At 73.6% G+C, this 21,953-nt stretch carries 22 protein-coding genes; 15 read left to right on the top strand and 7 right to left on the bottom strand.

Going from position 1 to position 21,953, the window contains the following annotated elements:
* Positions 1-16: 16 nt before the first annotated feature.
* The 8 genes from ACZ6JT_RS27985 (at position 17) to ACZ6JT_RS27950 (ending at position 7,747) form a co-directional block, all read left to right on the top strand.
* The gene (locus tag ACZ6JT_RS27985; protein WP_469213871.1) at positions 17-1,429 is read left to right on the top strand and encodes a segregation and condensation protein A; all 1,413 of its coding nucleotides are present in this window, start codon (positions 17-19) and stop codon (positions 1,427-1,429) included.
* On the top strand, positions 1,426-2,061 hold the full coding sequence (gene scpB, locus ACZ6JT_RS27980) for an SMC-Scp complex subunit ScpB (protein ID WP_365481709.1): 636 nt from the start codon (positions 1,426-1,428) through the stop codon (positions 2,059-2,061). Before ACZ6JT_RS27985 ends, scpB begins: the two co-directional genes overlap by 4 nt.
* Positions 2,061-3,416, top strand: coding sequence for a pseudouridine synthase (locus ACZ6JT_RS27975; protein WP_469213869.1), 1,356 nt, complete (start codon positions 2,061-2,063; stop codon positions 3,414-3,416). Before scpB ends, ACZ6JT_RS27975 begins: the two co-directional genes overlap by 1 nt.
* 125 nt (positions 3,417-3,541) lie before the next feature.
* Positions 3,542-4,138, top strand: a complete 597-nt coding sequence (pnuC, locus tag ACZ6JT_RS27970; RefSeq protein ID WP_469213867.1) for a nicotinamide riboside transporter PnuC — start codon at positions 3,542-3,544, stop codon at positions 4,136-4,138.
* Positions 4,135-5,214, top strand: coding sequence for an AAA family ATPase (locus ACZ6JT_RS27965; RefSeq protein ID WP_469213865.1), 1,080 nt, complete (start codon positions 4,135-4,137; stop codon positions 5,212-5,214). Before pnuC ends, ACZ6JT_RS27965 begins: the two co-directional genes overlap by 4 nt.
* On the top strand, positions 5,211-5,978 hold the full coding sequence (locus tag ACZ6JT_RS27960) for an NUDIX hydrolase (RefSeq protein WP_469213864.1): 768 nt from the start codon (positions 5,211-5,213) through the stop codon (positions 5,976-5,978). The genes ACZ6JT_RS27965 and ACZ6JT_RS27960 overlap by 4 nt, the downstream gene beginning before the upstream one ends.
* Positions 5,975-6,985 carry an ADP-ribosylglycohydrolase family protein gene (locus ACZ6JT_RS27955; protein ID WP_469213862.1) on the top strand — a complete coding sequence of 337 codons (1,011 nt, stop codon included), beginning with the start codon at positions 5,975-5,977 and terminating at the stop codon, positions 6,983-6,985. The genes ACZ6JT_RS27960 and ACZ6JT_RS27955 overlap by 4 nt, the downstream gene beginning before the upstream one ends.
* 3 nt (positions 6,986-6,988) lie before the next feature.
* Complete coding sequence (locus ACZ6JT_RS27950) at positions 6,989-7,747, top strand: nucleotidyltransferase domain-containing protein (protein ID WP_388471764.1); 759 nt, start codon at positions 6,989-6,991, stop codon at positions 7,745-7,747.
* On the opposite strand, the gene ACZ6JT_RS27945 is transcribed toward ACZ6JT_RS27950, so the two are convergent.
* The 3 genes from ACZ6JT_RS27945 to ACZ6JT_RS27935 form a co-directional block, all read right to left on the bottom strand.
* Positions 7,736-8,416: a nucleotidyltransferase domain-containing protein gene (locus ACZ6JT_RS27945; protein ID WP_469213859.1), complete on the bottom strand. Its 681-nt coding sequence runs from the start codon at positions 8,414-8,416 to the stop codon at positions 7,736-7,738. The two genes, ACZ6JT_RS27950 and ACZ6JT_RS27945, sit on opposite strands and share 12 nt — an antisense overlap.
* 28 nt (positions 8,417-8,444) lie before the next feature.
* A complete protein-coding gene (locus ACZ6JT_RS27940; RefSeq protein ID WP_469213857.1) occupies positions 8,445-8,927 on the bottom strand; it encodes a Rieske (2Fe-2S) protein in 483 nt (160 codons plus the stop codon).
* Between the two features lie 83 nt (positions 8,928-9,010).
* The gene (locus tag ACZ6JT_RS27935; RefSeq protein ID WP_469213856.1) at positions 9,011-9,352 is read right to left on the bottom strand and encodes a DUF952 domain-containing protein; all 342 of its coding nucleotides are present in this window, start codon (positions 9,350-9,352) and stop codon (positions 9,011-9,013) included.
* A gap of 209 nt (positions 9,353-9,561) precedes the next feature.
* On the opposite strand from ACZ6JT_RS27935, the gene ACZ6JT_RS27930 reads away from it, so the two are divergent.
* The 4 genes from ACZ6JT_RS27930 to der all read left to right on the top strand — a co-directional run bounded on the left by ACZ6JT_RS27930 (position 9,562) and on the right by der (position 13,716).
* Entirely contained in the window at positions 9,562-10,650 is a 1,089-nt protein-coding gene (locus tag ACZ6JT_RS27930; RefSeq protein ID WP_469213854.1) for a prephenate dehydrogenase, read from the top strand.
* 174 nt (positions 10,651-10,824) lie between these two features.
* Positions 10,825-11,532: a (d)CMP kinase gene (gene cmk, locus ACZ6JT_RS27925; protein WP_469213852.1), complete on the top strand. Its 708-nt coding sequence runs from the start codon at positions 10,825-10,827 to the stop codon at positions 11,530-11,532.
* The gene (locus ACZ6JT_RS27920) at positions 11,487-12,176 is read left to right on the top strand and encodes a lysophospholipid acyltransferase family protein (protein ID WP_469213850.1); all 690 of its coding nucleotides are present in this window, start codon (positions 11,487-11,489) and stop codon (positions 12,174-12,176) included. The genes cmk and ACZ6JT_RS27920 overlap by 46 nt, the downstream gene beginning before the upstream one ends.
* Positions 12,177-12,252: 76 nt before the next feature.
* The gene (gene der, locus ACZ6JT_RS27915) at positions 12,253-13,716 is read left to right on the top strand and encodes a ribosome biogenesis GTPase Der (protein ID WP_030720133.1); all 1,464 of its coding nucleotides are present in this window, start codon (positions 12,253-12,255) and stop codon (positions 13,714-13,716) included.
* Positions 13,717-13,753: 37 nt separating this feature from the next.
* Here der and ACZ6JT_RS27910 read toward each other — a convergent pair whose 3' ends face one another.
* Positions 13,754-14,185, bottom strand: a complete 432-nt coding sequence (locus ACZ6JT_RS27910) for a hypothetical protein (RefSeq protein WP_469213848.1) — start codon at positions 14,183-14,185, stop codon at positions 13,754-13,756.
* A 153-nt stretch (positions 14,186-14,338) separates the two neighbouring features.
* Positions 14,339-15,145: a hypothetical protein gene (locus ACZ6JT_RS27905; RefSeq protein WP_469213847.1), complete on the bottom strand. Its 807-nt coding sequence runs from the start codon at positions 15,143-15,145 to the stop codon at positions 14,339-14,341.
* A 295-nt stretch (positions 15,146-15,440) separates the two neighbouring features.
* On the opposite strand from ACZ6JT_RS27905, the gene ACZ6JT_RS27900 reads away from it, so the two are divergent.
* Entirely contained in the window at positions 15,441-16,232 is a 792-nt protein-coding gene (locus tag ACZ6JT_RS27900) for a transglycosylase family protein (protein ID WP_469213845.1), read from the top strand.
* A 50-nt stretch (positions 16,233-16,282) separates the two neighbouring features.
* Complete coding sequence (locus ACZ6JT_RS27895) at positions 16,283-17,263, top strand: helix-turn-helix transcriptional regulator (RefSeq protein ID WP_469213844.1); 981 nt, start codon at positions 16,283-16,285, stop codon at positions 17,261-17,263.
* 284 nt (positions 17,264-17,547) lie between these two features.
* Here ACZ6JT_RS27895 and ACZ6JT_RS27890 read toward each other — a convergent pair whose 3' ends face one another.
* A complete protein-coding gene (locus ACZ6JT_RS27890; RefSeq protein WP_469213843.1) occupies positions 17,548-18,609 on the bottom strand; it encodes a phosphatase PAP2 family protein in 1,062 nt (353 codons plus the stop codon).
* A 239-nt stretch (positions 18,610-18,848) separates the two neighbouring features.
* Complete coding sequence (locus ACZ6JT_RS27885; protein ID WP_469213842.1) at positions 18,849-19,964, bottom strand: hypothetical protein; 1,116 nt, start codon at positions 19,962-19,964, stop codon at positions 18,849-18,851.
* A 282-nt stretch (positions 19,965-20,246) separates the two neighbouring features.
* Between ACZ6JT_RS27885 and ACZ6JT_RS27880 the strand changes: the two genes are divergently transcribed.
* Positions 20,247-21,881: an MFS transporter gene (locus ACZ6JT_RS27880; protein ID WP_469213841.1), complete on the top strand. Its 1,635-nt coding sequence runs from the start codon at positions 20,247-20,249 to the stop codon at positions 21,879-21,881.
* The last annotated feature ends 72 nt before the right edge of the window (positions 21,882-21,953 follow it).

Genomic DNA, 21,953 nt, shown 5'->3' with positions numbered 1-21,953 from the left:
ACCCCCTTGGACCGCGATGCCCTTTCCCGCCGATTCCGGCCGACCGCCCCGGCGAGCGCTGGGGCGCGGCCCTGGCACACCCGGTGCGACGGACGCGGGAGCGGCCCCAGAAGCCCCGGAAGCGCCCACCCAGAGCCCTGCGGCGGCGGAGAGCGGGGCGGAGCCCGCGACGGCCCCCGCGCGCCCAGGCGGCCCTCCAGCCCCCCAGGAGCCCCACCCCGACCCGAGTCGGCTCACCCCGCCCGAGATCCGGCCGAAGGCCACCCCCGCCGCGGGCGGCCCCGGCGAGGACGGCACCGGCCAAGACGGCCCCGGCGAGGACGCACCCGGCGAGGCACCCGCGGCGGGCGGCCCCGGCGAGGACGGCCCCGGCGAGGACGCACCCGCCGCAGGCGCACCCGCCGCGGGCGGACCGGGCGCGGGCGCACCCGGCGAGGGCGGACCGGGCGCGGGCGCACCCGGCGCGGGCGGCCCCGGCAAGGACGCACCCGGCGAGGCGCCTGCGGCGGGCGGCCCCGGCGAGGACGCACCCGGCGAGGACGCACCCGGCGAGGCGCACGCTGCGGGCGGCCCCGGCGAGGGGGCGTCCGCCGGGGGCGGGCCGGATGGGGAGGCTGCGGGCCGCGCCGGAGGCGAGGGGCGGTTCACGTTGCGGCTCGCCAATTTCGAGGGGCCCTTCGACCTGCTGCTCCAGTTGATCTCGCGGCACAAGCTCGACGTCACCGAGGTCGCGCTGTCCAAGGTCACCGACGAGTTCATGGCGCACATCCGGGCCATGGGCCCGGACTGGGACCTCGACCAGACCACCGAATTCCTCGTCGTCGCCGCCACCCTCCTCGACCTGAAGGCCGCCCGGCTGCTGCCGGCGGCCGAGGTCGAGGACGAGGCGGACCTCGCCCTCCTGGAGGCCCGGGACCTGCTCTTCGCGCGCCTCCTCCAGTACCGCGCGTACAAACAGGTCGCCGAGATCTTCGAGGCGCGGGCCGAGGCCGAGGGCAGGCGGTACCCGAGGACCGTCGGGCTGGAGCCGCACCACGCGGACCTGCTGCCCGAGGTCGTCATCAGCATCGGGCCCGAGGGGTTCGCCCGCCTCGCCGTCAAGGCCATGCAGCCGAAGGCCAAGCCGCAGGTGTACGTGGACCACATCCACGCGCCCCTCGTCAGCGTGCGCGAGCAGGCCGGGCTCGTGGTGCGGATGCTGAAGGCGCGCGGGGAGGCCACCTTCCAGGAGCTCACCGAGGACGCCGCCGACACCCTCACCGTCGTCGCGCGCTTCCTGGCCCTCCTGGAGCTCTACCGGGAGAAGGCGGTGGTCCTCGACCAGGAGGAGGCCCTGCGGACGCTCACCGTCCGCTGGAGCGGCGGCGACGGCGACGGCATGCCGACCGTGACCGACGAGTTCGACCAGATCGTGGAGGCGAAGGATTGAGCAGCGAAGCGACGAGCGCGGTGGCCGCGCTGGAGCTGAAGCCGGCGCTGGAGGCCGTACTCATGGTCGTGGACGAGCCCGCGACCGAGGCGCACCTCGCGAAGGTGCTGGAGCGGACCCCGCGCGAGGTCGCGGACGCGCTGCGCGAGCTCGCCGACGAGTACACGGCCGCCCGCAGGGGATTCGAGCTGCGGCTGGTCGCCGGCGGCTGGCGGTTCTACACCCGGGCGCAGTACGCCCCGGCCGTCGAGGGCTTCGTACTGGACGGCCAGCAGGCCCGGCTCACCCAGGCGGCCCTGGAGACCCTCGCGGTCGTCGCGTACCGCCAGCCGGTGAGCCGCTCGCGGGTCTCGGCGGTCCGCGGAGTCAACTGCGACGGGGTCATGCGGACCCTCCTCCAGCGCGGTCTGGTGGAGGAGGCGGGGACGGAACCCGAAACAGGTGCGATCCTATACAGGACGACGAACTACTTTCTGGAGCGGATGGGCCTGCGAGGCCTGGACGAGCTCCCGGAGCTCGCGCCCTTCCTCCCCGAGGCGGACGCGATCGAAGCCGAGACGCAAGAAGGTGTGCCGTCGTTCGATCCGGATGCTCCGGATACCGATGTAGACGACAAGACGACGGACATTTGATGCGAAGCAGCGGCAACGGCAACGGTGGCGGCAACAGGAACAGCGGCGGCGGTGGTGGCGGACGCGGCGGTAACTCCCGCGGCGGCTCCTCCTCCGGCGGCAACTACCGCGGCGGCGGCTCCTCCGGCGGTGGCGCCTCCCGCGGTGGCTCCTCCTCGGGCGGCGGCTCCCGCGGTGGCGGCTCCCGCGGCGGCTCCACCGGAGGCGGCGGCGGTTACCGCGGCGGCAGCTCCGGCGGCTACCAGGGCGGTGGCGGCTACCAGGGCGGCGGCTACCAGGGCGGTGGCTCCGACTCCCGCGACCGCGACCAGGCTCCGCCGCCGCGGATCCGCAACCCGCGCCCCGAGGAGCGCCGGTACGACGTGGGCCCCGAGGGCGAGCGCAGCGGTCGCAGCGGCCCCAAGGCGGGCGGCGGCGGTGCCCGTGGCGCGGCCGCGCGCGGTGGCGCCAAGGGCGGTCCCCGGACCTCCAAGACCCCCGGCATCGGCGGCGCCGGCGGCCCGCGCAGCGGCCCCGGCAGCCGCAGCGGCCAGTCCCGCCCGCGCGAGCTGGACGCGCGGATCGAGGAGCGCGTGCGCGACCGGTACGCCGACAAGCCCGTGATCAAGACCCCGAAGACCTTCCCGGGTGCCGAGGAGGAGGGTGAGCGCCTGCAGAAGGTGCTCGCCCGCGCCGGCATGGGCTCGCGCCGCGCCTGCGAGGAGCTCATCGAGCAGGCCCGCGTCGAGGTCAACGGCGAGATCGTGCTGGAGCAGGGCAGGCGCGTCCAGCCGAAGGACGAGATCAAGGTGGACGGTCTGACCGTCGCCACCCAGTCGTACCTGTTCTTCGCGCTGAACAAGCCCGCCGGTGTCGTCTCCACGATGGAGGACCCCGACGGCCGCCAGTGCCTCGGCGACTACGTCACCAACCGTGAGACGCGCCTCTTCCACGTCGGCCGGCTCGACACCGAGACCGAGGGCATCATCCTGCTCACCAACCACGGTGAGCTGGCCCACCGCCTCACGCACCCGAAGTACGGCGTGAAGAAGACCTACGTCGCCGCCATCACCGGCCCGCTGCCGCGTGAGATCGGCAAGCGCCTCAAGGACGGCATCGAGCTGGAGGACGGGTACGCCCGCGCCGACCACTTCCGCGTCGTCGACCAGGTCGGCAAGAACTACCTGGTCGAGGTCACCCTCCACGAGGGCCGCAAGCACATCGTCCGCCGCATGATGGCGGAGGCCGGCTTCCCGGTCGAGAAGCTCGTCCGGACCTCCTTCGGCCCGATCGAGCTCGGCGACCAGAAGTCCGGCTGGTTGCGCCGCCTGACCAACACCGAGGTCGGCATGCTGATGCGCGAGGTCGGTCTGTAGTACCGCCCCGCCCCCTGAGATCCCGAAAAGCCCGCAGCGCCCTCCGGCGCCGCGGGCTTTTCCCTTGTCCGGGACCGCCTCCCCTGTTTATAGTCAACCTGACTATTAAGGGAGTGGGGATCGTCATGAGCTGGACCGAGGTACTCGGATTCGCCACTGGTGCCCTGTGCGTCTGGCTCGTGGCCCGCCAGCACGTCGCCAACTGGCCCCTCGGCATCGCCAACAACGTCTTCTTCATCGTCCTGTTCGCCCAGGCCGGCCTCTACGCCGACGCCTGGCTGCAGGTCGTCTACATCGCCCTCGCCGCGTACGGCTGGTGGTCCTGGACCCACGGGGGTGGACCAGGAACCGCCGGGGCCCTGCGGGTGCGCCGCACCACGCGCACCGAATGGATCCGGCTGGCCGCGGCGGGGGCGGTGGGGGTCCTCGCCCTCACCTTGCTGCTCGGCCGCGCCACCGACTCCACCGTGCCCTTCTGGGACGCCCTGACCACCGGGCTCTCGCTGGCGGCCACCTACGGCCAGTGCCGCAAGCTCGTCGAGTCCTGGTGGCTGTGGATCGCCGCCGACCTCGTGTACATCCCGCTCTACGCCTACAAGGGCCTCTACTTGACCGCGGGCCTCTACGCCGGCTTCCTCGCCCTCTGCGTGGCCGGCCTGATCGGCTGGCGGCGCTCCCTCCCCGCAGGCGGGCCTCGTACGGCCCTGGAGGCGACGGCATGAGGCGCCACGGGCACGGCCTGGTCCTCGGCAAGTTCTACCCGCCCCACGCCGGCCACCACCACCTCGTGCGCACCGCCCAGGACCAGTGCGAGCGGCTGACCGTGCTCGTGTGCGCGGCCTCCGTCGAGTCCGTCCCGCTCGCCGACCGGGTCGCCTGGATGCGCGAGGCACACCCCGGGGCCCAGGTCGTCGGCGCCGTCGACGACATCCCGGTCGACCTGCACGACCCGGCGATCTGGGAGGCCCACATGGCGGTGTTCCGCAGGGCGGTCCCCGGGCGGGTCGACGCCGTGTTCACCTCGGAGGAGTACGGCGGCGAGCTCGCCCGGCGGTTCGGCGCCGAGGAGGTCCTGGTGGACCGGGAGCGGACGCTGTTCCCGGTGTCCGGGACGGCCGTGCGCAGGGATCCCGTCGGCTCCTGGGAGTTCCTGGGGCCGGCCGTGCGCGCCGCGCTGACCCGGCGGGTCGTGGTCCTGGGCGCGGAGTCCACCGGGACCACCACGCTGTCGCGGGCCCTCGCGGACCACTACCGGCGGCGGGGCGGCGTCTGGGCCAAGACCGGCTGGGTCGCCGAGTACGGCCGCCGGTACAGCGAGGAGAAGCTGGCGGCGGCCCGCGCCGCCGACCCGGCGGCCTCCTGGGCGGACGTGTCCTTCGCCTCGGAGGAGTTCCCCGTCATCGCCCGCCGGCAGGACGCCGACGAGGAGCGGGCCGCCCGGCTCGGCTCCCCGGTGCTGTTCTGCGACACCGACTCCTTCGCGACCGGGATCTGGCACGAGCGGTACACGGGCGGCCGCAATCCCGAGGTCGAGCGGATCGCCGCCCGCAGCCGACGGGACCTGTACCTGCTGACCGACCACGCCGACGTGCCCTTCGAGGACGACGGGCTGCGCGACGGCCCGCAGCTCAGGCCCTGGATGACGGAGCGGTTCCGGGCGGAACTGGAACGCACCGGGAGACGTTTCCTCGTCGTGCGCGGGGACCGGGCGGCCCGGCTGGAGACGGCCGTCCGGGCCGTGGACGAGCTGCTCGCCGAGGGCTGGCACTTCACCGACCCCCTCCCGGAGAACCGATGACAGCCGGATGCGTTCCTCCCCCGGCCTCCGGGCGGGAGGACCCCCCTCTCGCTCCGCCCGCCTTCGAGCCGTTCGCGGTGACCGTGGACCTGGCCGTCTTCACGGTCCGCGAGCAAGCCCTGCACGTCCTGCTGATCCGGCGCGGCCAGGAGCCGTACGCGGGTGCCTGGGCGCTGCCCGGGGGGTTCGTCCTGCCGCGGGAGTCCGCGGAGACGGCCGCCCGGCGCGAACTGGCCGAGGAGACCGGCCTGTCGGAGGAGGTGGTGGCGGCGCTCCACCTGGAGCAGCTGCGCACCTACAGCGAACCGGACCGGGATCCGCGGATGCGGGTGGTCTCGGTGGCCTTCACCGCGCTGGTCCCGGATCTGCCCGAACCGGCGGCCGAGGGCGGCGGGGACGCGGCGCACGCCCGCTGGCTGGCGGTGGGGGAGGTCCCGGACCTGGCCTTCGACCACGCCGAGATCCTGGCGGACGCGCGGGAGCGGATCGGCTCGAAGCTGGAGTACACCGGCCTGGCCACCGCCTTCTGCCCGCCCGAGTTCACCCTGGGCGAGCTCCGCGCCGTCTACGAGACCGTCTGGGACACCGCCCTCGACCGCCCCAACTTCCGCCGCAAGGTCCTGACGACGCCCGGGTTCGTCGAGCCCGTGCCGGGCGCCGCCCGGCTCACCGGCGGCCGCGGCAAACCGGCCGCCCTCTACCGGCCCGGCCCGGCGACCGCCCTGCACCCCCCTCTGCTGCGACCGGAAGGACCCACCCGATGACGAAGCGAGCCGCGACGGGCGCCCTGGTCGGCCTGGCCTTGGGCGACGCCCTCGGCTTCCCGACCGAGTTCAACGACGTGCCCTCGATCCTGGCCAAGACGGGCCCGTGGCGGGAGATGAAGCTCCCCCGCCCGGCGATCGTCACGGACGACACCCAGATGACCCTCGCCCTCGCGCGCGGCATGCGGACCTCCGAGGAGCGCGGCCGGGTGGGCCCGCTGCGGCTCGCCCGCCCGGTCCGCGAGGAGTTCGTCGACTGGTACCACTCCCCGGAGAACAACCGGGCGCCTGGAAACACCTGCCTGAAGGCCTGCAGCCTCCTGAACCTGCCCGAACGGGACTGGCGGGACGCCAGCCAGATCGGCTCCAAGGGCTGCGGCGCCAACATGCGCGTGGCCCCGGTCGGGCTGGTGCCCGGCTGGACGCAGGAGGAACGGGCGGGCGCGGCCCAGCTCCAGTCGGCCCTCACCCACGGGCACCCGACGGCGCTCGCCGCCTCCGACCTGACCGCACGGGCCGTGTACCTGCTCGCCACGGGCACCGAGGTGACGGGCCTGGTCGGACGGCTGCGCTCGTACGCCCTGGAGAACCGCACCCGCTACCACGAGCGCTGGCTCGGCGACCTGTGGATGCGGACCGCCTCCGACGCCTCGCCGGAGTCCTTCATCGCGCGCGGCTGGGACGAGTGCCTGGCGGTCCTGGACCGGCTGGCCGCCGCCCTGCGCAGCCCTTCCCCCGAAACCGATCCCTGCCTCACCACCGGCGACGGCTGGATCGCCGAGGAGGCCCTCGCCACCGCCCTCCAGTGCTTCCTGCTCTTCCCCGACGAGCCCCTCCTGGCCCTGCGCCGCGCGGCCTGCACCAAGGGCGACTCGGACTCCCTCGCCTGCCTCGCCGGCGCCTTCGCCGGAGCCCACCTCGGGGCCGACGTCTGGCCCCGGGAGTGGGAGGGCCGCATCGAGTACCGGGACGAACTGCTGGCCTTCGGCGCGCTCTGGGATGCTTGATCCATGCTGGACGCACTGAGTATCGACCTGACCCCCGTCGTCGCGGAGCAGCCCGATCCGCTGCTCTTCGCCACGGTCTCGGGCGCGCACCTGTACGGCTTCCCGTCCCGGGACTCCGACATCGACCTGCGCGGCGCCCACCTCCTGCCGGCGCAGGCCCTCCTCGGCCTGCGCGAACCGGAGGAGACCCGCACCCGCATGTGGGACCGGGACGACGTGGAGATGGACCTCGTCACCCACGACCTGCGCAAGTTCGTCCGCCTGATGCTGAACCGCAACGGCTACGTCCTGGAGCAGCTGCTCTCCCCGCTCGTGGTCCACACGACCCCGGCGCACGAGGAGCTGATCGCGCTGGCCCCGGGCGTGCTGACCTCCCACCACGCCCACCACTACCGGGGGTTCGCCAACACGCAGTGGCGGCTCTTCGAGAAGGCCGCCGAACTCAAGCCGCTGCTCTACGCGTTCCGGGCGCTGCTCACCGGCGTCCACCTGATGCGGTCGGGCACGGTGCAGGCGCACCTGCCGACCCTGCTGGCCGAGGTGCCCGAGGCGCCCCCGTACCTCGCCGCCCTGATCGAGGCCAAGGTGGCCGCCGAACACGGGGGCTACGAGGGCCCGGCCCTCGACGGGGTGCGCGCGGACTTCGAGGCGCTGCACGCGGTGCTGGACACGGCCCAGTCCGCCTCCGCCCTGCCCGAGCACGCGTCGGCGTACGAGGCCCTCGACGCGTTCGTCGTACGGCGCCGCGTGCTACTCGACTGAGGCGCGGCGGGCGCGGACCAGGAAGTCCTCGACGCGGGCGCGGTCCGGTTCCGCGGGCAGGGGCGTGGTGGCCAGGGCGGTCTCCGTCTCCTCCTGGAGGCGGGCCATCCAGGCGTCGACCTCGTCCCAGGCGAGCTCCCCGCGGCGGACGGCCAGGAGGCGGTCGCGGTACGGGCCCGCGTCGATGCTCAGGCGGCCCGTGCGCAGGAGGTCACGGCAGGACAGCAGCAGGCGCAGCAGGTGCATGGCGTGCTTCCAGCGCGGGGCGCCGTGGACGCGGACGTCGGCGAGGAGTTTGCCGCGCTGGGAGACCGCGTACCGGCTGAAGCTGGTGTGGGCCCGGCGGGAGAGGAAGGCCCCGCGCAGCGAGAGCAGTTCCTCGCCCACCGGGGTGAGCTCGTCCACCAGGGGCGAGTGCAGACACTCCAGGACGTTCGGGTTGGCCCGCAGCGCGAGTTCGCAGAAGCGCTCCAGCTCCCACGAGAACTCCTCGTCCCGAGGGCCCTCCACGTGCGTGGGGGGCTTCTCGAACCGCCAGAACAGCGGAGCCGGGGCGAGGTAGACACCGCGCCGGTCGGTGTCGCTCGCCTCCGTCGCCAGCCCGAACGCCCGGGACCCCATCACGCACCGGTAGACCGTGTGGTCCCGTACCAGCGTCAGATCGTCCATGGGGCGAGCGTAAGCGCCTGACCTGCCGCTATGCGAGCGAGATAGTGCCGTCCGGCGCGACCTTGATCTTCTTCTCCGCCAGTCCCTTGGTGGCCGGGCCCTTGGTCACGGCGCCGTCCGCGACCGCGAACTTGCTGCCGTGGCAGGGGCAGTCGATGCTGCCGTTCTCCACCTTGTTCACCAGGCAGCCCTGGTGCGGGCAGACCGCCGTGAAACAGCGGAAGGAGCCGGCCGTGGGCTGGGTGACCACGAGCTTCTGCTCCTTGAGGACGGTGCCGCCGCCCTTGGGCACGTCCGCGGCCTTGACGAGGACGTCGGAGCCCGCCGAACCGGATTCCGGGGTCGCGGCGGAGGCGGCACCGGAGGCGGCGGGTGCGGACGCCGAGGCGTTCGACTGTCCCTGGGGGGTCGTCTCGCCGTCACTGCCGCAGGCGGTCAGCGCGCCGCCGGCCAGGGCGGCCGCGCCCGCCGCCAGTACCGTGCGCCGGGCGGTGTGCGTGGGGTCGCTCATGAGTCTCTCCTCGCGTTGTGGCCGGGAAGGGCGTGCAGCATCCTGGCCTGCGGCGAGCCTCGGGTGAAGCTCGCCGCGCCGTTTCATCGGCCCGGTTCCCATGGGGCCAGTGAGGCAGGGGTGCCGGGTGTGCGTACGACCTCCCACACGTGGACCACGGCCTCCCGGTTCAACGGACCATGGACATGTGGGTAGCGGACGCCCGATTCACCCTCGCGGCGGACCTCCGCGGTCAGGGCGTCCTCGTCGAGCTCCACCGCGAGCAACGTACCCGGCACCTCCCGGTAGTGCGCGTCGGCGATCGCGAGCGCCGTCGGGCGGTCGGCCGAACAGTGCACGAAACCCTCCGAGTCCAGTGAGCGCGGGGCGTACGGAAGCCCGGGTGCGGCGGCCCAGTAGGCGAGCGGGACGATGTGGAAGATCATGCGGATCGTTCTACCGCAGCGGCCCGGAGCCGCGCATCGGGTGGCGGCGCGCCGAGGACACCATCGAGGCTCGGGCGCTCCGACCTCGGAGAAGACGACCCGGCCCCGGCCGCCGTCCCAGCGGACGGACCGCCGGGCCCTCGTGGCTCCGCTCTGGCTACTCTGGCGGGGCAGCCCCGTCACCTTCCGTACGCAACCCTGGAGCGCTTGTGAGAACCGCCGTCGTCATCGGAACCGGACTGATCGGCACCTCCGCGGCGCTCGCCCTGGCGGCGCGCGGGATCACCGTGCACCTCGTCGACCACGACCCGGACCGGGCCCGGACGGCCGCCGCCCTCGGGGCCGGCACCGACGAGGCCCCCGAGGGCCAGGTCGACCTCGCGATCGTCGCCGTACCGCCGGCCCACGTGGCGGCGACCCTCGCCGACCTGATCGGACGCAAGGCGGCGCGGGCGTACGTGGACGTGGCCAGCGTCAAGGGCGGGCCGCGGCGGGAGCTGGCGGCGCTCGGCGTGGACGTCACCGCCTACATCGGCACGCATCCCATGGCGGGCAAGGAACAGTCCGGACCGCTCGCGGCCACCGCGGACCTCTTCGAGGGCCGCCCGTGGGTGCTGACCCCGACCCGGGACACCGAACACGAGGTGCTGAACCTCGCGCTGGAGCTGGTGGCCCTGTGCCGGGCCGTTCCCGTGGTGATGGACGCGGACGCGCACGACCGCGCGGTGGCGCTGGTCTCGCACACCCCGCAGCTGGTGTCCAGCATGGTGGCGGCCCGGCTGGAGGAGGCCGACGAGACGGCGGTCCGGCTGTGCGGGCAGGGCATAAGGGACGTGACCCGGATCGCGGCCTCCGACCCGCGGATGTGGGTGGAGATCCTGTCGGCCAACCCGGGGCCGGTGGCCGACGTCCTCGCCGGGATCGCGGCTGACCTGGAGGAGACCGTGGAGGCACTGCGGGGCCTCCAGTCGGCCGACGTGGAGAAGCGGCGCGGCGGCGCGGCGGGCATCGAGGACGTGCTGCGGCGCGGGAACGCCGGCCGGGTGCGGGTCCCGGGCAAGCACGGCGCGGCGCCGACGGTCTACGAGACGGTGGCCGTGCTCATCAGCGACCAGCCGGGCGAGCTGGCGCGGATCTTCGCCGATGCCGGCCGGGCCGGGGTCAACATCGAGGACGTGCGGATCGAGCACGCGACGGGGCAGCAGGCGGGCCTCGTGCAGCTGATGGTGGAGCCGCGGGCGGTCGCCGGCCTGACCGCCGAGCTGCGGGAACGGGGCTGGGCGCTGCGCCGGCAGTAGGCGCGGCGCCGCGCCTGCGGCGGCCGCCCCGTCCGGGCCGCAGGCGCCGCCCCCGGCCCCCCGCGGGGCCGGATGTGCACGGCGGGGCCGGGGGGTGTCCGGGGCCGGTAACCTTGGGGAGGGGCGTTTTGCCGCGCCCGGACACGTACGCGCAACCAGGAAGGTGCCCGCACCGTGGAAACCGCAGCTCCGTCCGCCGTGATCGTCGCCATCGACGGTCCCTCCGGCACGGGCAAGTCCAGCACCTCCAAGGCCGTGGCCGCCAAGCTCGGGCTGCGCTACCTGGACACCGGTGCCCAGTACCGGGCCATCACCTGGTGGATGATCACCAACGGCGTCGACACCGACGACCCGCAGGCCATCGCCGTCGCCGCCGGCAAGCCCGGCATCGTCTCCGGCACCGACCCGGCCGCCCCCACCATCACGGTGGACGGCCTGGACGCCGCCGGCCCCATCCGCACCCAGGAGGTCACCTCCAAGGTCAGCGCCGTCAGCGCCGTCCCCGAGGTGCGCACCCTGATCACCGAGCTCCAGCGCTCCATCGCCGCCGCGGCGGCCCAGGAGGCCGAGGGGATCGTCGTCGAGGGCCGGGACATCGGCACCACCGTGCTGCCCGACGCCGACCTCAAGATCTTCCTGACCGCCTCCGCCGAGGCGCGCGCCGCCCGGCGCAGCGGCGAGCTGCGCGGCAAGGACGCCACCGACCTCGCGGCCACCAAGGAGGCGCTGATCAAGCGCGACGCGGCCGACTCCGGCCGCAAGACCTCCCCGTTGGCCAAGGCCGACGACGCCGTCGAGGTGGACACCACCGAGCTCACGCTCGACCAGGTGATCGAATGCGTCGTGACCCTGGTCGAAGAGAAGCGGGCGGGCCGCAAGTGAGCGAATCGCCCTCCCTCACGGGTGCGGCGGTCGGCAGGCGCATCGGCATCGGGCTCATGTACGGGCTGTGGAAGCCGCGCGTGCTGGGCGCGTGGAAGGTGCCCGCCTCCGGTCCCGTGATCCTCGCCGTGAACCACTCGCACAACATAGACGGCCCGATGGTCATGGGCACCGCGCCGCGCCCGCTGCACTTCCTGATCAAGAAGGAAGCGTACGTCGGCCCGCTCGGCCCCTTCCTCGACGGGATCGGGCAGGTCAAGGTCGACCGCACCGGCACCGACCGGAGGGCGATAGGCCGCGCCCTGAAGGTGCTCGACAACGGAGGGGCCCTGGGGATCTTCCCCGAAGGCACCCGCGGCGAAGGGGACTTCGCCTCGCTGCGCGCGGGCCTCGCGTACTTCGCGGTCCGCAGCGGAGCGCCCGTCGTCCCCGTGGCCGTCCTGGGCAGCAGCGAGAACCGCGGAAAGCTGATCCCGGGGCTGCCGCCCTTCAAGAGCCGGGTCGACGTCGTCTTCGGCTCCGCCTTCGACGCCGGCGACGGCACGGGCCGACGTACCCGCACCGCGCTGGACGAGGCCACCACACGCATCCAGGACCGGCTGACCGCCCACCTGGCCGACGCCAAGCGCCTCACCGGGCGCTGAGCGAGACTTGAAACCAGTAGTGGAACCGCGCTGCGCGGGTGCCACCGACCACCACGAACGACGAGGAACGGACTTCATGAACGACCAGCACGACCACGGAGCACTTGGCGATGCCGAGTACGCGGAGTTCATGGAGCTCGCCGCGGAAGAGGGCTTCGACATCGAGGAGGTCGAAGGCGCCATCGAGGAGGCGGGCCACGGCCCGCTGCCCGTCCTCGCCGTCGTGGGCCGCCCGAACGTCGGCAAGTCGACCCTGGTGAACCGGATCATCGGCCGTCGCGAGGCGGTCGTCGAGGACAAGCCCGGCGTCACCCGCGACCGCGTCACGTACGAGGCCGAATGGGCCGGCCGGCGCTTCAAGGTCGTCGACACCGGCGGCTGGGAGCAGGACGTCCTCGGCATCGACGCCTCCGTCGCCGCCCAGGCCGAATACGCCATCGAGGCCGCCGACGCGGTCGTCTTCGTCGTCGACGCCAAGGTCGGCGCCACCGACACCGACGAGGCCGTCGTCCGCCTGCTGCGCAAGGCCGGCAAGCCCGTCGTCCTGTGCGCCAACAAGGTCGACGGCCAGAGCGGCGAGTCCGACGCGGCCTCCCTGTGGTCGCTGGGCCTCGGCATGCCGCACCCGGTCTCCTCGCTGCACGGCCGCGGTACGGGCGACATGCTCGACGCCGTCCTCGAAGCCCTGCCGGAGGCGCCCGAGCAGACCTTCGGCGGCGCCGCCCCCGGCGGCCCGCGCCGCATCGCGCTGATCGGCCGCCCGAACGTCGGCAAGTCCTCGCTGCTCAACAAGGTGGCGAAGGAGGACCGCGTCGTCGTCAACGAGCTGGCCGGCACCACCCGCGACCCGGTCGACGAGCTGATCGAGCTCGGCGGCATCACCTGGAAGTTCGTCGACACCGCCGGCATCCGCAAGAAGGTCCACCTCCAGCAGGGCGCCGACTACTACGCCTCGCTGCGCACGGCCGCCGCCGTCGAGAAGGCGGAGGTGGCGGTGATCCTCATCGACACCACCGAGAGCATCAGCGTCCAGGACCAGCGCATCATCACCATGGCCGTCGAGGCCGGCCGCGCGATCGTCATCGCCTACAACAAGTGGGACGAGCTCGACGAGGAGCGCCGCTACTACCTCGAGCGCGAGATCGAGACCGAGATGCAGCAGGTCGCCTGGGCGCCCCGGGTGAACGTCTCGGCGCTCACCGGACGTCACATGGAGAAGCTGGTCCCGGCGATCGAGACGGCGCTGGCGGGCTGGGAGACGCGCGTCCCCACCGGCCGGCTGAACGCCTTCCTCGGTGAGGTCGTCGCCGCCCACCCGCACCCGATCCGCGGCGGCAAGCAGCCCCGCATCCTGTTCGGTACCCAGGCGGGGAGCAAGCCGCCGCGGTTCGTCCTCTTCGCCTCCGGCTTCCTGGAGCACGGCTACCGGCGCTTCATCGAGCGCCGCCTGCGCGAGGAGTTCGGCTTCGAGGGCACCCCGATCCACATCTCGGTGCGGGTGCGCGAGAAGCGCGGCGCCCAGCACAAGAAGAAGAAGTAGCAGCGGAGGCCGCGGTACGCGGACGAGCCGTCCGGGGTCAGTAGCCCCGGCGCGGAGCGGGCGGCAGGGCCGCCGGGACGTGCGTCATCCCGGTCTGGTGCTGCCGCCCGCCGGCGTATCCGGGACTGCCCGCGTACGAGTACGCCGGCTGCGGCTGAGGCTGCGGCTGCGGGGTGTACGAGGGCTGCCAGTCGTCGGTCCGCTGCCATGCCGAACCGCTCCAGCCGCTGCCGTACGAGCTGCCCCCGCCGGTGTACCCGCCCCCGTAGGAGAAGGCCGTGAACCCGAGGTCCTCCTCGCCCGTACGGTCGCCCGGCAGTGCCCGGAAGGAACGCAGGTACTCGGAGTACAGCGTGTCGTAGATCGGGGTGTGCGAGACGGCCGGAGCGCTGTCCCGCTCGCGTGCGGGGCGCAGCGCGGGAACGGTGCTCGGATAGGACGGGGCGCGGGAGGAGTCGTATGAATGCACGTACCAGCCAACGAAACCGACGCCTTGCGGATGCGGGGTGACGGGGAAGGAAACGCAGATCGCCGGGGGTGCGCGGGACGGACCGCACACCCCCGGCGCACGCCGCCGAACCCCCGCGCCGGGGGCTGACGGCCGTTCCGGTGACCCGCTGGATCAGGCTCCGGGCGTACCCGCCAGGGGCATCGCGGCCGCCACGAGCTTGCCCGAGGCAGCGGCCTTGTCGAGCGCGTCGCGCAGCAGGTCCTCGCGGGGCTGCTGGCCGATGGAGCCGACGGGGGCGGCGTAGATGAGCACGCGCTGGGTCTTCTGGACGGCGGTGCGCCAGCCGTCGGTGACCGACAGCGCCTGGTGCGCCTGCCACCAGGCGACCTGGCCGCCGCCCTCGGTGCCCGGCTGCAGCACGGCGTGCAGCTGGCCGCCGGCGAGCAGGACCGACCAGCCGCCCAGGACGGTCGGGAGCTCGGCGGTGTCCGTCACCGGGATGAAGCCCTGTTCGATGAGGAGCGGCAGGAAGTCGTCGCCGGGACCGTCGCTGCCGGGGCGGGCGATCGGCGCGGTCGGCTCGACGACCAGGGCCGGGTGCAGCTCGCCGCCGATGAGGATGAGTCCGCTGGTGATGCCGAGGACGGCCTGGCCGCCGGGCACGTTCTGCGGGGCGCCGCCGTCTGCGCCGGGCGCCGGGCTGTCGCCGGTGATGCTGCGGACGGCGCCCTGGAGCTGCTCCTCGGAGACGGAGACGACCTGCGAGGGGATGCAGGTGGCGTGGGCGAAGGCGAGGACGGCGGTCTCCTCGCCGACGAACAGCACCGTGCTGGTGCGGTCGTTCTCGGGGTCGCCCGGGGTGCGGCAGGAAGTGCAGTCGTAACTGCGCGGCGCGTCCTCGCCGACGAGCAGCCTGTCGGCTTCTTCGTCACCGATCTCGGCACGTACCTCATCACTGACGTCGAGCATGCGCGGCACGGGGTGGCTCCTCGGCATAGGTGCGGGGCCGGGGGACTCCCGGCTCGCCGGGCTCAACGGCGGAGCGGCGGCCGGGGTCACGCCATTGGAGGGAACGGAATCGAACCTGGCCCCCGGAAGAGTGAACCGTCTGACCGGAGCGTTGCTTTCGTGCCAACTGTTTTCTGATTGTGCTCAGTTGACGGCCGGGTGTGGCCGTTTGGGGCAGGGGTGGCGGTCGGCCGACCGGGTGGGGTGCGGTGACCCGCCGCGTGGCGGGCCGGAGGGGGCCGCGGGGGCTGCGTAGCGTGACGCGATGCCCGACCTCCGGACCGCCGCTGGCGTCGCCGCTGCCGCTGCCGCCGTGCTGGTGCTCGTACTTCCCGGCGGCCCCGCGGCCGCGGCTCCGCCACCGCCCGCGCCCGGACCGGCGGGCGCGGCGCACCCCGGCTCGCCGGGGGTGATCGGCAGCGGGCCGGGGGACTGCGGACCGGGCGGGGAGTGGCCCTGGGACTGCGTGGCCGACTGCGAGAGCGGCGGGCGCTGGGCGGTCAACACCGGCAACGGCTTCTACGGGGGGCTGCAGTTCTGGCAGCCGACCTGGGAGGAGTACGGCGGGCTGGCGTTCGCCCGGCGGGCCGACCTCGCGACCCGCGGCCAGCAGATCCGGGTCGCGGAGGAACTCCTCGGCTCGCAGGGATGGAACGCCTGGCCGGTCTGCTCGAAGCGGTACGGGCTGGCGGGGCGGATGCACGCGGTACGGGCCGGGGACACGCTGGTGACGATCGCGCGCAAGCACCGGGTGCGGGGCGGGTGGCGGGCGCTGTACGAGGCGAACCGGGAGCTGATCGGGCCGCGTCCGGAGGCGATCGCGGTGGGCACGCTCCTGACGCTCCCCGAGCCGGGGCCCTCGCCGAAGCCGGACCCAAGGCCGGAGCCGGACCCGAGGCCGGACCCGAGGCCGGACCCGGACCCAAGGCCGGAGCCAAAGCCGCGGCCGGACCCGACGCCCGGGCCGGTGGCTCCGGCGGTGCCCGCAGGGCCGCAGCCCTCGTCCCCCGCCAAGGCCCCGCCTTCCGCCCCGCCCGCGCCGTCGCCCCGCCGCTGACGTACTCCCGCCGGTCCGCTCCCGCCCGGCTCCGCTGGCAGACTCGGGGGATGCTCGACACCTCCGCACGACTGCTGCGCCTGCTGTCCCTGTTGCAGGCCCACCGCGAATGGACCGGGGCCGGTCTCGCGGAGCGCCTCGGGGTCACCGCGCGCACGGTCCGCCGCGACGTGGACCGGCTGCGGGAGCTGGGGTACCCGGTGAACGCCAGCCCGGGGACCGGCGGCGGATACCAACTGGGGGCGGGGGCCGAGCTCCCTCCGCTGCTGCTGGACGACGACGAGGCCGTGGCCGTCGCCGTCGGGCTGCGGACCGCCGCCGGGAACGGGGTCGAGGGCATCGGCGAAGCCTCCGTACGGGCCCTCGCGAAGCTGGAGCAGGTGCTGCCCTCGCGGCTGCGGCGCCGGGTGTCCGCGCTCAACGAGTTCACGGTGCCGATGCTGCGCGGGGCCGAGCGGTCCACCGTGGACGCCTCGGTGCTGACCGAGCTGGCCTCCGTCTGCCGGGACGGCGAGCGGCTGCGCTTCGGCTACCGGGACCACGAGGGCAACGTCAGCCGCCGCACCGTCGAGCCGCACCGGCTGGTGTGCACCGAGCGGCGCTGGTACCTCGTCGCCTGGGACGTGGACCGGGCCGCGTGGCGGACCTTCCGCGCCGACCGGATCGAGCCCAGAGCGCCGCACGGGCCGCGGTTCACCCCGCGCCCGCCGCCCGCCGACGACCTCGCCGCGTACGTCTCCCAGGGCGTGTCGCAGCGGGTGTACGCGGCCCGTGCGGTGGTGCGGCTGAAGGTTTCGGCGCAGGAGGCGGCCCGGGTCGTCGGGCCGAGCGACGGAGTCCTGGAACCGGTGGACGGGCAGAGCTGTCTGCTGCGCACCGGGGCGGCCAACCTCGACGTTCTGGTGATTCACATCATGCTGCTCGGCTGTGAGTTCGAAGTGGTCGAGCCGCCGGAGCTCACGGATCGGATCAGGGCCGCGCGGGATCTCCTGGGGAGGGCCGTGGACGCCGGAGAAGTGAAGGAAATGTAGCGGACCTGAGGGGGATTCAGCTGGTCTGGTCCATGAGGGACGTGGCAATCCCCGAGGGGAATTCGGGGCCGCTCGGCGTCAATTCCAAAGTCCTTGTACGTCGGGCGTGTCGCGCTTCGGATAACAATTTGCGGTTGTAGATATTCTGTGACACAAGCGTGACCCGGGACGGACGAACGTCCGGGCGCGGCGCTGACGAACGACGAAGGCGGGCCCGGTCGGTGAGACCGGGCCCGCCTTCGTGTCGCGGGGTGAGGGGGTGCGTACCGCCCCGCGGCGGGTCGTCAGCCGCCGGCGATCGGACGGGCCGCGGCGCCCCGGGCGGCGGTCCGTTCGGTGTGCGCCGGGCGGCGGCTGCCGACCGGGGTGACCGGGGTCCGCTCGGAGCGGATCAGGTGCGGCCGGCCGACGGCCGGGTGCGCGGCGGGCCGGGGGGCCGGGGAGTGCGCCGTGCCGGCACCGGCCGCGGCGGGGACCGGGACCGGCTCCACGACGGCTTCGTCGACGCGCCGCAGCTGCCACTTGCCGCCCGCGGAGAGCAGCGGGAGGAGCGCGGAGACGACAGGTGCGGGCATCCGCCCGGTCTCGGCGCGGCGGCGGAGCAGCTCGCGCAGGTCGAAGACGTAGGCCTCGGCCCGGGCGATGAGCGGCTCGAACCACGGCAGGGCCAGCAGGATCAGCAGACCCGCGGACCAGCCGAGCAGGACGTCGCTGACCCAGTGGGTGCCGAGGTACACGGTGGTGGCGCCGACGCTCAGGGAGACGACCGCGGACACCACGGACAGCACGCGCCGGGTGACCACGGTGGAGGCCAGGTAGGCCAGGATCCCCCAGGTCACGACGGCGTTGGCGGTGTGGCCCGAAGGAAATATATCGCCGCCCGCGAAGAGTTCGGCGGATCCGATCTCCGTGGCGTAGTGCGGGCCGAGCCGGCCGAGGCCGAGCTTGACGGACCCGACGGTGACGTTCAGCAGGAGCAGTGCCACGCCGAGGGTGATCAGCGGCCGGAGCGTGTGCTGGCGCCAGCAGCGCCAGCCGAGCCAGGCGGCGACCATGACCGCGGTGGGTCCGCGCTGACCGAGCACGACGAGGTAGTCGAGGAACGCGTGCACCTGCGGCCACTGTTCGTACGGCCGGAAGAACATGATCTGCCAGTCCAGGCGGACCAGCCACGAAGTGGTCAGTACGGCCACCACGATGGCGAGATAGAAGACGAGGGTCGATCCCAGGAGTACGACGCGGTGCCGGCTCATCTGCGGGGTTTGCAGATGAGCCGGTCGCTCTGGTTCCCGGTCCAGCCGGGCGAACACCCGCTCCAGACGGGTCAGGATTTGGTCGGTACGCACTCAATCGACGTTACCGCGCGCCGCTGGTCGGCCCGGGCGAATCGCGGGCTTTGTGATGACCATGTGATGTGGAGTTGGTCTCACGCGGAGCTTAATTCACGGTATTTCGGCAGTGGTTGGAAGCCGGATGATCCACTGTCCCGGCAATTGTTTCAGTCACTTACCTGAACTTTATTGCCGCAGGTCATTTCTTTTGCTGAAAGATGGATGGGAATGATTCATTCCGTTATGTGTGGGCTCTATGGAGGTCCCGAGCCGTTCAGCCAGAACGCCCCGTAGGCCGCCGAGGCCAGGGCCGCCGCGCCCAGCACCGGCGCGGCCCGCCGGGTCCGCCACGCCGCCAGGGCCAGCGCCGGCGGCAGCAGCAGCGGGAAGGCGGGCAGCAACAGGCGCGGCTTGGAACCGAAGTAGCCGGACGCGCACAGTGCCAGGGCCACGACGATCCCGCAGTACACCAGCAGCGGCGCCGGCTGCCGCTGCCGCACGCACGCCGCGTACAGCCACAGCACCAGCACCACCCCCGCGATCAGCCCCACCCCGGCGGGGAACGCGGACGAGGCCAGCTTCGCGCCGACGAACCGGGCGAAGGCCCAGCCGCCGTCGAAGCCGTTGCCCCACCCGCCCTGCACGTCCAGGTACCCGAGCAGACCGCCCCCCGTGCGCGCGCCGACCCACAGCACGTACGCCGCCGCGCCCGCCGGAGCGAGCAGCGCCCCCACGGCCATCCGCCACGACCGCTCCCCGCGCCGCCACGCCAGGACGGCCGCCACCCACACCGCCGCGACCACCGCCGCGCCGACTGGACGGGTCAGCCCCGCACCGGCCGCGAGCAGCCCCGCCGTCAGCCACCGGCCGCGCAGGGCCCCGTACAGCGCCCAGGCGGCCAGCGCCGTGAACAGCGACTCGCTGTAGGCCATCGACTGCACGATCCCGACGGGCAGCGCCGCCCAGACCCCGACCGCGAAGACCCCGGCCCGGCGGCCGTGCAGCAGATCGGCCACCGCGAAGATCCCCCAGGCCGCGGCGAGCCCCGCGACCGCCGACACCACGAGGCCCGCGGAGCCGTACGACAGCCCGGTCGCCGCCGACACCAGCCGCTCCAGCCACGGCAGCAGCGGGAAGAACGCCAGGTTCGAGTGGACGTCCCCGTTCGGGAGGACCACCTCGTACCCGTACCCCTCCGCGGCGATGCGGGCGTACCAGAGCGAGTCCCAGCGGGCCGACAGCAGTGTGTGCGGGCTGCTGCCGGCCGCCGCGCCCCACACCGCGAGCACGATCAGCCCCAGCATCCGGACCGCCGCGAAGACGGCCAGGGCGGGCGCGGCCCGGCGCAATCCAAGATCTTTCACGGGCATGATTATCGGTGCCGCCGGACCTGCCCGGGCCCGACGGCCACGGGACGTGAGCGGGCGTGTACGCGGGGGCAGGACGGGGCATGGGGGAGTGGCACACGCCACACCTGGGCCGTCACCGCGATGAGAGCTTGGCCACGTGTCGGACGGACGAACTCGCGTACGCTGACCGTTCACTCGCGTGTCGATGCCGGACCCCGTTGGACGCCGCACAGCGCACCACCCCCCGTGGCTCCACAAGACGCTGGTCCGCCGAGCGCGAGGGATCACCTGGGAGGTACATGCATGTCGGGGACGAACGCGGCCGGGGCCAGGACCCCTTCCCCCTGGCAGCGGCTCAGCGCGGCCTCCGGCGGAGCCAACCGCTGGGTCGTCCTGGCGGTTCTCTGCGTCAGCCTGGTCCTCGTCGCACTCGACGCGACCATCCTGCACGTCGCCGTTCCCTCCGTCACCGAGGACCTGCGCCCCGGCTCGATCGAACTCCTCTGGATCGTCGACGCCTACCCGCTGGTCTGCGCCTCGCTGCTCATCCTCTTCGGCACCCTCGGTGACCGGGTCGGCCGCCGCCGCGTCCTCCTCCTCGGCTACGGACTCTTCGGCGTCGCCTCCGCGATAGCGGCCCTCGCCGACAACGCCCAGGTCCTCATCGCCGCGCGCGCCCTGCTCGGCATCGGCGGCGCGATGATCATGCCCGCCACCCTCTCGATCCTGCGCCGGGTCTTCCCCGACCGGCGCGAGCGGGCGCTGGCCATCGGCATCTGGACCGCGGTCGCCGCGGTCGGCGCCGCGAGCGGGCCGGTGCTCGGCGGCTTCCTCGTCCAGCACTTCTGGTGGGGCTCGGTCTTCCTCATCAACATCCCGCTGATGGCACTGATCCTGCCGCTGGGACGCTGGCTGCTGCCCGAGTCGCGCGGCTCCGCGGACGGGCCGTGGGACGTGCTCGGCGCGCTGATGGCCGCCGCCGGCGTACTCGGCTCGGTGCTCGGCATCAAGCGGCTCGGCGCCGAACGCCACCTCCTCGACGCGCAGGCCGTGGTCCCGCTGCTGCTCGGTGCGGTGCTGCTCGTCCTGTTCGTCCGGCGGCAGAAGCGGCGCACGCACCCGCTGATCGACATGCGGATGTTCTCCCGCGCAGCCTTCTCCACCTCGGTGGCCTGCATCGTGCTCGCCATGCTGGCCCTGGTCGGCCTGGAGCTGATCGCGGTCCAGTACCTCCAGCTCGTGCTGGAGCTCAGCCCGCTGGAGACGGGCCTGCGGCTGCTGCCGCTGACCTTCGCCGCCATGGCCGCGGGCGCCACCGGCTCGTACACGCTGGGCCGGGTCGGGCCGCGCACGATGGTCTCGCTCGGCTTCCTCCTGACGGCCTTCGCCGTGCTGCTGCTGACCCTCATGGGCCAGCAGGACCGGCCGCTGCTGCTGACCGTCGGCTTCATCCTGCTCGGCTTCGGACTGCAGACCACGCTGTTCGCGGCGTACGAGTCGATGCTGAGCGAGGCCCCGGCGGCCACCGCGGGCGGCGCGGCCTCGATCGGCGAGACCTCGTACCAGCTGGGCGCGGGCATCGGCATCGCGCTGCTGGGCAGCGTGATGAACGCGGCGTACCGGCCGGGGCTGGCGGGGGTGCCGGGGGTGTCCGCGGCGGACTCGGCGGGCGCGGCGAACTCTCTCGGCGAGGCCTACCAGATCGCCGCGCACCTCGGGGGGTCGGCGGGGGCCTCGCTGTACGCGGCGGCGCGGCACTCGTTCGTGCACGGGCTGCACGTCACTCTCGTGGTGAGCGCGGGGCTGTTGTTCGCGGGGGCCCTGATGGCGTTGAGGCTGCCGCGGGTGATGGAGTGCGGGGCCGCGGATGCCGTGCGGGTGCCCGCGCAGGGCAAGGGAGAGCCGTGCGGGGCGGCGTCGGTGGAGCACGCGGGCTGATCGCCGTTGCGGGGGCGCTGCCCCCGGGCCCCCGCGCCTCAGGCGTCGGCGGGGCCGGAGTGGTGCGGCGAA

Source organism: Streptomyces sp. NPDC046308 (assembly GCF_055588065.1).
The sequence above is the reverse complement of the archived record's forward strand: the minus strand, read 5'-3'. Positions and strand labels throughout refer to the sequence as shown.

Coding starts and splice junctions, on each gene's coding strand:
- ACZ6JT_RS27985 (WP_469213871.1), top strand. CDS start 17: ATGCCCTTTCCCGCCGATTCCGGCCGACCGCCCCGGCGAGCGCTGGGG.
- ACZ6JT_RS27975 (WP_469213869.1), top strand. CDS start 2,061: ATGCGAAGCAGCGGCAACGGCAACGGTGGCGGCAACAGGAACAGCGGC.
- pnuC (WP_469213867.1), top strand. CDS start 3,542: ATGAGCTGGACCGAGGTACTCGGATTCGCCACTGGTGCCCTGTGCGTC.
- ACZ6JT_RS27965 (WP_469213865.1), top strand. CDS start 4,135: ATGAGGCGCCACGGGCACGGCCTGGTCCTCGGCAAGTTCTACCCGCCC.
- ACZ6JT_RS27960 (WP_469213864.1), top strand. CDS start 5,211: ATGACAGCCGGATGCGTTCCTCCCCCGGCCTCCGGGCGGGAGGACCCC.
- ACZ6JT_RS27955 (WP_469213862.1), top strand. CDS start 5,975: ATGACGAAGCGAGCCGCGACGGGCGCCCTGGTCGGCCTGGCCTTGGGC.
- ACZ6JT_RS27950 (WP_388471764.1), top strand. CDS start 6,989: ATGCTGGACGCACTGAGTATCGACCTGACCCCCGTCGTCGCGGAGCAG.
- ACZ6JT_RS27945 (WP_469213859.1), bottom strand. CDS start 8,416: ATGGACGATCTGACGCTGGTACGGGACCACACGGTCTACCGGTGCGTG.
- ACZ6JT_RS27940 (WP_469213857.1), bottom strand. CDS start 8,927: ATGAGCGACCCCACGCACACCGCCCGGCGCACGGTACTGGCGGCGGGC.
- ACZ6JT_RS27935 (WP_469213856.1), bottom strand. CDS start 9,352: ATGATCTTCCACATCGTCCCGCTCGCCTACTGGGCCGCCGCACCCGGG.
- ACZ6JT_RS27920 (WP_469213850.1), top strand. CDS start 11,487: ATGCGTCGTGACCCTGGTCGAAGAGAAGCGGGCGGGCCGCAAGTGAGC.
- der (WP_030720133.1), top strand. CDS start 12,253: ATGAACGACCAGCACGACCACGGAGCACTTGGCGATGCCGAGTACGCG.
- ACZ6JT_RS27900 (WP_469213845.1), top strand. CDS start 15,441: ATGCCCGACCTCCGGACCGCCGCTGGCGTCGCCGCTGCCGCTGCCGCC.
- ACZ6JT_RS27895 (WP_469213844.1), top strand. CDS start 16,283: ATGCTCGACACCTCCGCACGACTGCTGCGCCTGCTGTCCCTGTTGCAG.
- ACZ6JT_RS27885 (WP_469213842.1), bottom strand. CDS start 19,964: ATGCCCGTGAAAGATCTTGGATTGCGCCGGGCCGCGCCCGCCCTGGCC.
- ACZ6JT_RS27880 (WP_469213841.1), top strand. CDS start 20,247: ATGTCGGGGACGAACGCGGCCGGGGCCAGGACCCCTTCCCCCTGGCAG.